Annotated in this window: 7 protein-coding genes; 2 read left to right on the forward strand and 5 right to left on the reverse strand. The window is 69.2% G+C overall.

The features are described from left to right. Positions 1-167: 167 nt before the first annotated feature. Genes GD1_RS15710 through GD1_RS15730 form a run of 5 tightly spaced genes read right to left on the reverse strand, consistent with a single transcriptional unit; the run spans position 168 to position 6,737 of the window. Positions 168-1,436, reverse strand: a complete 1,269-nt coding sequence (locus GD1_RS15710) for a lipopolysaccharide biosynthesis protein (RefSeq protein WP_157079508.1) — start codon at positions 1,434-1,436, stop codon at positions 168-170. Then, the gene (locus GD1_RS15715) at positions 1,433-2,278 is read right to left on the reverse strand and encodes a beta-1,6-N-acetylglucosaminyltransferase (RefSeq protein ID WP_059038125.1); all 846 of its coding nucleotides are present in this window, start codon (positions 2,276-2,278) and stop codon (positions 1,433-1,435) included. The genes GD1_RS15710 and GD1_RS15715 overlap by 4 nt, the downstream gene beginning before the upstream one ends. Beyond that, entirely contained in the window at positions 2,275-4,707 is a 2,433-nt protein-coding gene (locus tag GD1_RS15720; protein ID WP_059038127.1) for an AMP-binding protein, read from the reverse strand. Before GD1_RS15720 ends, GD1_RS15715 begins: the two co-directional genes overlap by 4 nt. Then, positions 4,694-5,845 (reverse strand): 3-dehydroquinate synthase II family protein, encoded by a 1,152-nt coding sequence (locus GD1_RS15725; protein ID WP_020792370.1) that lies wholly within the window; start codon positions 5,843-5,845, stop codon positions 4,694-4,696. The genes GD1_RS15720 and GD1_RS15725 overlap by 14 nt, the downstream gene beginning before the upstream one ends. A 58-nt stretch (positions 5,846-5,903) precedes the next feature. Continuing rightward, on the reverse strand, positions 5,904-6,737 hold the full coding sequence (locus GD1_RS15730) for a 2-amino-3,7-dideoxy-D-threo-hept-6-ulosonate synthase (protein WP_059038129.1): 834 nt from the start codon (positions 6,735-6,737) through the stop codon (positions 5,904-5,906). 248 nt (positions 6,738-6,985) lie between these two features. Here GD1_RS15730 and GD1_RS15735 point away from each other — a divergent pair, with 248 nt between their 5' ends. Both GD1_RS15735 and GD1_RS15740 read left to right on the forward strand, forming a co-directional pair. Continuing rightward, positions 6,986-7,840: a glycosyltransferase family 2 protein gene (locus GD1_RS15735; protein ID WP_083534263.1), complete on the forward strand. Its 855-nt coding sequence runs from the start codon at positions 6,986-6,988 to the stop codon at positions 7,838-7,840. Then, positions 7,837-9,114, forward strand: a complete 1,278-nt coding sequence (locus GD1_RS15740) for a lipopolysaccharide biosynthesis protein (protein ID WP_059038131.1) — start codon at positions 7,837-7,839, stop codon at positions 9,112-9,114. The genes GD1_RS15735 and GD1_RS15740 overlap by 4 nt, the downstream gene beginning before the upstream one ends. The last annotated feature ends 34 nt before the right edge of the window (positions 9,115-9,148 follow it).

Genomic DNA, 9,148 nt, shown 5'->3' on the forward strand with positions numbered 1-9,148 from the left:
GACGTGACCACTTCTGACGTAGTCCCGGCTCGATCATCGGGTTGTGCACGGTGGTTGAGCCGATGAGGAGCGGAGCGACGAGGCGTGTCGAAACCTCAGACGGCCGAGCTCGTCGACGCAACCACCACGGACGAGTCCCGGCTCGATCAGCAAACACCACCGAGGCGTCAGCCGACCGGCTCGACCGGCCGTTCCACGGTCGCCATCTCACGGATGCCGCGGACGAGCGGCCGGGCGACGATCAGCAGTGCCACCACCGACGCGCTCAGCGAGCCGACGGCGACACCGACGAGTCCCAGCGGTGCCAGCAGCACTGCACTGCCACCCACGGTGAGCACCATGACGACGATCTGTGCCGCCACCATCAGGCGCAGACGCCGTTGCAGCTGGGCGACGAGATAGTAGGTGGTCACGCAGGTCTGCACGATCGAGTCGACGGCCATCACCATCATCAGCGGGGCAGCGGCATGCAGATAGTCGGGGCCGGTGAACCACAGGACCAAGGGTCCGCCGATGGCGAGTCCGCCGGCACCGAGTGCGGTGACGGCGGCGAGCATCCGGCCGAAGCGACGAAGCAGTGCCGGGCGGTCGGCGTCGGGCAGGGCCGCCTCGACCACGAACGCCGACCCGACTGCCGCGCGCAGCAACCCGACCGCCGAGCACATCGTCCAGGCCAGGTTGAAGTAGGCGTTCTGGGTGGTACCGGCCTGGTGGACCACCAGCAGCGGCAGCACCAGTGGGGTGACCGACGAGACCAGCATCATCGCGAAGAACGCGCTCTGGAACGACAACAGTTCCCGTCCCCCGGGCAGCAGCGCGTGGGACTCGTCGCGACGGCGCAGCGCCACCCGGAAGCCGTGGAAGATGGCGATCGCGGTGATCACCGCCGCCGCCACCGCCCAGGAACCGGTGATGACGAAGGCGGTCGGGGTCGCGGTGATGACGACGAGCGGAACGATCTTGATCGCCGACAACCCGATGTTCTTGGCCGCCACCGCCGGCGCCTGCCGTAGGCCGGTGAGGATGGGGTCGCAGATCGCGTACTGCGCGAAGACGATCACCATCGCGACGAAGCCCCACCGTTCACCGGTGGAGAACAGCAGCCGGTCACCGAATCCGAGCAGCACGAATCCCGTGCCGAGCAGGGTTGCGGTCGCGGTGATCAGCAGGTGCCCGCCGAGCAGCAGCCGCACCGTGCGATCGCCCGACACCGGCAGGAAGCGTTGGTAGGCGCCACCGAGCGACAGGCAGGCCAGCGACGAGAGCACCGTGGCCGAACTGATGATCGCCGACGCACGACCCACCTCCGAGGTGGGGAAGTGATGCTCGGCGATGATCCAGTAGACCAGTCCGAGGGCGCCGGTGCCGACCGACGACAGCATCAGCGCCGACGCATTGCGCACCAGAAGATCTCGTCCGGAGGGCCTGCGGCTCATGACGGCACCCGCCAGGTCCACCCGGGTCCGACCTTGCGGGCGAACAGTGCGGGGCCGGCGAGTGCCTCGGCCAGCAGTGTGTCGTCGAGTTCCGGCGGAGAGCTGGCGTCGTCGTCGCGCCAGTCGATGAAGCGCTGGGCGTGCAGGATGTGGTCGGCGGCGGGACTCTCGGAGTAGTCCTGACCGATGCGGTCGGCGAGCGGGGATGCCTTGAGGATCGACGGGACGAGGATCTCGTCCGGGCACAATGCGAACCGCAGGTCCGCGCACCAACTCGGGTCGTCGGCGATCGCGGAGCGAACGATCTGCATCGCGTCGTCGGTCAACGACCACCACATCGACCCCTGATAGAGGGGATGGGTGGGCGGGCGCCGCCGGATGCGCCCCGACATCCGGCGCAGGACCGGACGATCCGGGAAGTGGACGTGCGTCACCTTGTGTGCGTGCGGCGCACCGGGACGCAGGGCGTGGTCGATCCGGACGTACTCGGTGTCGGTGGCCCAGCTCGCGAGCAGGTCCGGAACCGATCGCAGCAGCACGTCACGCCCGGACACCAGGGTGTGCCGCCGATACGGGACATCGGTCGCCGCAGCCGTCTCGATCAGGGAGAGCACCGCCGAGACGACGCTGAAGCCGCCCCAGCGCACGGGAACCCGGTCGGCATCGGCGACGAAGTGCACCCGATCGTCGGTGGCGAGTGCCGCGGCGAACGGTTCGGGTGCGACCCGGGCGTCGATGTGCGCGTACACGTCGATCTGCCGATGTCGCAGCGATGCGACCAGATCGGCGAACAGTCGGGGTTCGTCGTGCGCGATGACGTACACCGCGTGGCGGTCGGTCACGTGCGCACGCCGGTGAGCGCGTCGGTGACCACGGCCGCCGTGTGGTCGACATGCGGTGCACGCAGCATGCCGTTGTGGTCGCCGGGGACCGTGTGGATGCCGTGGTGGGCCGGGGCGACGGTGTCCCACCACTCGTGCGGGTCGGGATTGTCCTGTGCGAGAACGACGGTGGCCGGACCCGCCCAGGGGCGTAGGCGGTGCAGCATCGCGGTGCGCCGCCCCAGTTCGTGGAACAGCGACCACTGCTGCTGTGCCGGTCGCGGCCACCAGCCCGCGGTGAGCAGGTGCAGACGCGTGCGCCACAGATCACCGGCGTCCGCCCCGGCTGCGTCCGGGTCCGCCACCGAATCCGGTTGTGCCGGTGCTTGTTCGGCGGGGTCGACAGATGTGAAGAGGTGTCCGGAACGACGCTGCAGCGGCCCGGAGAGCACCGTGTCCAGGTAGACGACATGCTCGACGGTCTCCCCGTCGGCGGTGAGCATCCGGGCGGCCTCGGTGGCGATCACCCCACCCAGGGAATGTCCGATGAGGCGGTAGGGACCGTGTGGTGCGATCGCCCGGAGGTGGCGCACAGCGCGCCGGGCGGCGGCGGTGACCGTCCAGTCGGGGATGCCGCGTGTCTCGAGTCCGTGCGCGTGCAGCCCGATCACCCGGAACCCCGACAACCGGCGGGCCAGCGGTGCGAATGCCAGCGCCGATTCGCCTGCGCCGCCGAAGGCGAACACGATCGGCCGGGTGTCGGTGTGGCCCTCGCCGAGTTCGACGATGTCGCCGCCGGTGCGTTCTGGTCCGGCTGCGTCGATCGCGGTGGCCATCGCGGCGAGGGTCGGGTGGGTGACCGGCGCGGAGGCCGGGAGGGTGACACCGAAGGCGTCCTCGACCCGGCGCAGCAGGGTGACCATGGTCAGCGAGTCGGCGCCGAGTGCGACGAGATCGTCGTCGGTGCCCACCTCGTCGACACCGAGCAGATCCGCCCACATCGGTGCCAGCAGTCGTTCGGTGGTGGTGCGCGGCGGCACGTGGTGGGGGCGTCGCGGGGGCAGCGGCAGTGCGGCGCGGTCGATCTTGCCGCGCGCGTTGCGCGGCAACGCCGACAGCAACACGGTGTGCGTGGGCACCATGAACGCCGGGAGCGCGGTGGCCATCGTGGTGCGCACGGTGGCCAGTGACGGCGGCGAGTCGCCGGCCGGGGGAGCGAGGTAGGCGACGAGTGCGGTGCCGCCGGGCGTGCCGTCCTGGGCGGTGCGGTCCAGATCGGTGCGCGCGACCACCACGGCCTCGCCGATCCCGGGGACGGCGCGTGCGGCGGCGGTGACCTCACCGATGTCGACGCGGTAGCCGCGGATCTTCACGGTGTCGTCCACCCGGCCCGCGAGGTGCAGCTCGCCGTCGACGATGCGACCGCGATCGCCGAGCCGGTGGCGTCGCACGCCCGGGGAGACCTCCGGGAAGTCGGTGCACCGACCGTCGACGACGTAGCCGAGCGACAGATACGGGGAGGTGAGTTCGATGATGCCGGTCGCGCCGGGCCCCAGCTCCGATCCGTCGTCGTCGAGGATGCGGAACTGCTTGCCTGCGGCGAGTTTCCCGGCGGGAACCGTTCCCTCGGGCAGCGGTCGCTGCGGCGGGTAGACGCCGAAGGCGAGGTTGCCGGTCTCCGACGAGCCGGACCGGTTGACAAAGGTGACGTGCGGTGCCACGGCGCGCAGTCGTGCGAGGTCGGCGGCGTCGAGCGCCTCTCCGCAGGTCGCGACCAAACGCACCGCGGCGAGGGCCGCCTCGGCACCGGACTCGGCCAGCAGGGGACGCAGCAGCGCCGGTGACAGATGCACCGAATCGGCATGCCACCGGGTGAGGGTCGCGACGGTGTCGGCGACGCCGTCGAGACGTGCGTCGATCAGGTGGAGCTCGCCACCGGCCAGCAGGGTGGTCACGGTGATGTCGAGGCCGCCACCGAAGGCGATCGGCAGTGCCTGTGCCACAGCGGTTCCGGGGCCGATCCCGAGTTCCGCGGCCAGTTCGTCGGCCTGGTTGAGCCACAGGGCATGGCCCTGGCGGACGGCCTTGGGGGCACCGGTGGAACCCGACGTGAAGGCCAGCAGCGCACATCCGGGCAGCGTGAGCGCCTCGGCCTGCTCCCGGATCACCGCGACCCGGGACCGCGGCGACGACGCATCGATCGCCACCAACGGGTGCGTGGAGAACAGGATCGTCAGCAGATCGAGCACCGCGTCCGGGGAGCCGTCGGCGACCACCGGTACCGGACGATCTGCCGGCAGGTCCCGGGTGAGCACCGGCGTGCGGTCGGCGATCTCCCGGGCGAGCTGTGCGTAGGTCAGGACCCGCTCACCGACGCGCAGCGCCGTCCGGTCGGCGTGGGCGCCGACCGTCGCGGCGAAACGGCCGGTGAGTGTCTCAGCGTTCGTCACAGAACTCGGTGATGGGCAAACCCACGTGCCGCGCCTCGGTGGGGACGTATCCGAGCAGCACGTCGCCGGCCTTGAGCTCGGTGACGTTGTTGACGCTGCCGCCGGGGCCCAGCAGGCGCACATGCCAGTCGTCCTGGGCGATCACGTTGATCGTCTTGCCGTCCGGGCTGGTGGCGGTGATGGAGATCAGGGGGCGTCGCTCGATCTTGACGCGCCCGATACGCACCTCACGGGCGGTGCCGTCGGAACGCACGGCCAGGATCGGCTGACCGGCGCGCAGCTCGCTCACGTAACGGGTGCGGTTGTCGGGGGTCATTACGTAGGAGTGCACGGCGCCGGCATTCCAGCGGAAGGGCCGGGTCGGCATGTACGGCAACGGGTGGGTCTCGCTGCACGACAAGAACATTCCGGATGCGAACGAACCGATCAGGCAGCCCTCGTCGAGTTCGAGCAGCGAGCAGGTGTCGATGCAGGCGCGCTCGCCCATCCCGATGTGCTCGACGGTGGTGACGGTCAGGTGCGACAGCTCGACGCGGTCGGCCGACGGGGTGAGGATCTGGGCGAGTGCGACCACGTCGTCGGCGTGACGCGGGGCCAGCAGCAGGCCGTCGGAGCCGTGCTCGAGGACCAGCTTCACGATCTCGGCGTCCTCGATGTCGTTGACGACGGTGATGGTCTTGCCGCCGGAGTTCTCGGCTGCGGCGATCACGATCTCGAGCGGGATCTTGGTGGGATCGGTGAAGGTCAGCACCGTCCACGGGGTCACCCGCACCAGATCGCAGGCGCGGGTAAGGGTCGGGGCATCGGAGACGATGACGTGCACGGCGGCCGGGTTCGGCGCGGTCGTCTCGGGATCGGTGGCCTCCGACAGCAGGAGCGCATCGTCGAGATCGCCGTGGTCGGCGGCCAGGATGCGACGGATGGTCGGGGGAAGGTCGGACAGGACCGCCGGGTCGTCGGCGACGATGCCGTCGAGGCCCTGGTTGAGCGCGGCGGCGATGACCGCGTCACGCACCGGTCCGGTCAGCCCGCGGACATCGACCCAACCGAAGTGCCCGGCGGTGCGGACGCGGTTGCCGGCGTCGGCTTCCGGGACGATGTGGTCGGTGACGATGGTGGTGGGGGTACTCGGTGCCATGGTGGTCTCCTGTGAAAGTGAATGGATCGGCCGCTGCGGATCGGGCGGGACGGGCTGGTCAGGCCGATTCGAGGGCGGGCAGGATGTCGGTCGGGACGACGCGCCGGTGGACGAGGTCGGCCAGGGTGTTGACCACTCGGGCCGGGTCGTCGGCGTCGAAGATGTTGCGGCCGAAGCTGAGTCCGGCGACGCCGCCTTGCAGGACCTCGGCACCGAAGGCGATCGCGTCGTCGTCGCTGCGGGTCGCACCGCCGGCGACGTAGATCGGCAGGGGGGTGGTGTCGACGACCCGTGCCATCGACTCGGGGGAACCGGTGTAGTCGAGCTTGACCATGTCGGCACCGAGGTCGGTGGCGATCGCCGCGAGGTGGGCGACGGTCGCGGCGTCGGGACGGGGAGCCTGCCGGGGACCCCGCGCGTACATCATGGCCAGCAGCGGAACTCCGAGGACCTCGCACTCCCGCGACACCGCGGCGAAGTCGGTGAGCTGCTGGGTCTCGGTCTCCGACCCGACATTGACGTGGATGCTCACCGCGTCGGCGCCCGATCGCAGTGCTGCGTCGACGCCGCCGACGATCACCTTGGCATCGGAGTCCAGTGCGAGGGACGTGCTCGCGGACAGGTGGACGATCAGCCCCATGCCGGTGAAGGCCTCCGGAGCGATCTGCGCCACGCGTCCTCGGTGGAGCACCACTGCGTCGCAGGCGGTGCGGGACAGCATCCGCACGATGTTCTCGGTATGGTTGCGTGGTCCGAGCGGCCCGACGGTCACCGAGTGGTCGAGCGGCACGATCTGCGCTCGCCGGGTTGCCGGGTCGGTGATCCGGGACAGTCGGATTGCCTTGCCCCCGTACGCAGGTGGGCGGCGAAGACCGTCCGGGATGTTGCTCATCTGATGCTCCTGGCTCCATGGGACTCAGCAGGGAATGTCGGATATGTCGGCAAACGACTCTGGCGACAAAGCATTAGGGTAGGCTACCCTGTAGGATGGACGCAATTCGGGGTACCGTGTGAGTTGGACCACGGTGTCCGATATTGAGGTTTGCTCTTTCTTTTGGTTAGGCTTACCTTCGGTTCAGGTTTGGCGCAAGCTGCCGAGACCCAACTCCCACTGTCCGACCGCAACGAGCGGAGCATTTCATGTACGACCATGCCAGTTCCACGGTGACCGGGCTGCACGGGATCTCGGCGGTACCGTCGGCCGACTCGGGTAAGCCCCGGCCGAGTGTGTCGGTCATCATCCCGGCCATGAACGAGGCGAAGAACCTCCCCTACGTTGCGTACCGCATGCCCCTCGGGATCGATCAGATCGTCTTCGTCGACGGGCATTCCGCCGATGACACGGTCGCCGTCGCCCGCAAGCTCTGGCCCGACGCCACGTTTGTCACGCAGACCCGTTCCGGCAAGGGTAACGCCCTGGCCTGCGGTATCGAGGCCTGCACCGGCGACATCATCGTGATGATCGATGCCGACGGGTCCACCGACCCCGCCGAGATCCCGCTGTTCGTCCAGGCCCTGCTCGACGGTGCCGACCTCGCCAAGGGAAGCCGGTTCGTCGGCGCCGGCGGCAGCACCGACATCACCACGCTGCGCCGCTGGGGCAACAAGGCCCTGAACCAGATCGTGAACACCTACTTCCATACGAAGTTCACCGACCTGTGCTACGGCTACAACGCTTTCTGGGCGCGTCATGCCGAGCAGATCGAGCTGCCCCCGACCCACTACACCCGCGCCCAGTGGGGCGACGGATTCGAGATCGAGACCGTGATCAACGTCCGTCTGGCCACTGCCGGGCTGAAGATCAGCGAGGTCGGGAGCTTCGAGGGTCCGCGACTGCACGGGCGCAGCAATCTCAACGCCTACAGCGACGGAATGCGTGTGCTGCGCACCATCAACCAGGAATTCGCGCACTGGAAGGATCACCGGTCCAAGGTGCGTAGCGGTGTGCGCGCCGGTGCCGCGGTGGAGAAGGCCGCCGACGAGCTCGCGGGTTGAGTGTTCGCGAGCGTTCGTCACTCGCACGTAGTTCCCTGGCGCTGGCGGTCTCCGGGCTGCTGACCGCCGCGCTGGGGCTGGTGTACTGGGTGCTGGCCGGCCGGCTGTACCCGGCGCGTGAGGTGGGTGCCGCTGCGGCGGTGATCACCACCGCGACGATGCTCTCCGCATTCGGGAACCTCGGTATCGGTGCCTATCTCGAACGGTTCCTGCCGCTCGCGGGTGACCGTGCGCGATGGCTGCCGGGTATCGGGCTCGCTGTCGGCGCCGGGTGCGGCGCACTGCTCGGCGTCGGTTTCCTCCTGGTGGGTCCCACCGGCGAGATGTTCGACGGCATGGGCGAGATGGCGCTGTTCCCACTGATCGTCGTCGTGCTGTCGATGTTCGCCCTGCTCGACCATCTGAGCATCGCCATGGAGCGCGCCCACTGGGCCGCGGGCAAGAACGTGGTGCATGCGGTGGCGAAGCTCGCCGCGGTCGTCGTCTTCGCCGTGGGCGCCGACCGGATGGGACTGGTCGGTTCCTGGATTCTGCTCGCCGCCATCACCGGCGGGGTGGTGTGGTGGTGGGCCGCACGTGAACTCGCAGAGCGCGCCCGTTCTGTACCCGCCGGACATCTGTTGCCGTCGAAGGGTGTTCAGGGGCGGTTCCTGCTCGGCAACTACGGCGTCTACGTGGCCGGTGCCATCACGCCGTTGATCCTCCCGCCGATCGTGATCGGCAGGGTGGGCGCGGCGCAGAACGCCTATTTCTCCATCGTGTGGTCGCTGGTGAGCGCCGTACTCGTGTTGTTGACCATGCTGATCGGACCGTATGTGGCGGCGACGAGTACGGACTCGGCGACCGCCGACACCTCGGATGGCTCGTCGCTGAGACACACCCGCACCTTCGTCGCGACGCTGATCGGTGGAGCGAGCGCCGCAGCGCTGTGTCTGGCGTTCCTCGGTCCGATCATCCTGCGGATCGCGGGACCCGACTACGCCGAGTTCGGCACACCGCTGCTGCGGGTGGGTGCCCTGGCGCTGCCGCCCGCTGCGGTCGCCCTGTGCTTCGTGGGCGTGTGTCGGGTGCGATGCAATCTGGCTCCGGCGCTGGCCGTCCAGATCATCAGCGCGACCATCATGCTGACCCTCACCACACTCTGGATCGGTGAGTACGGCCTCGTGTCGGCCGGCTGGGCGATGGTGATCGCCGAATCCACCGCCGCCGTCCTGGTGGCCGTGCCGTTGGCCCGGGCCGTGCTGGGCCTGGCTCCGCTGGCGCCTGCAGCATGATTCGGTAGTTGAGTCGGGATCCGAACGACCGTAA

Origin of the sequence: Gordonia desulfuricans NBRC 100010, assembly GCF_001485495.1 — a bacterium.
Taxonomy (GTDB): Bacteria; Actinomycetota; Actinomycetes; order Mycobacteriales; family Mycobacteriaceae; genus Gordonia; species Gordonia desulfuricans.

Bases quoted from the DNA above. Each gene is read 5' to 3' on its own strand.
- GD1_RS15710 (WP_157079508.1), bottom strand. From the start codon at position 1,436: ATGAGCCGCAGGCCCTCCGGACGAGATCTTCTGGTGCGCAATGCGTCG.
- GD1_RS15725 (WP_020792370.1), bottom strand. From the start codon at position 5,845: ATGGCACCGAGTACCCCCACCACCATCGTCACCGACCACATCGTCCCG.
- GD1_RS15730 (WP_059038129.1), bottom strand. From the start codon at position 6,737: ATGAGCAACATCCCGGACGGTCTTCGCCGCCCACCTGCGTACGGGGGC.
- GD1_RS15735 (WP_083534263.1), top strand. From the start codon at position 6,986: ATGTACGACCATGCCAGTTCCACGGTGACCGGGCTGCACGGGATCTCG.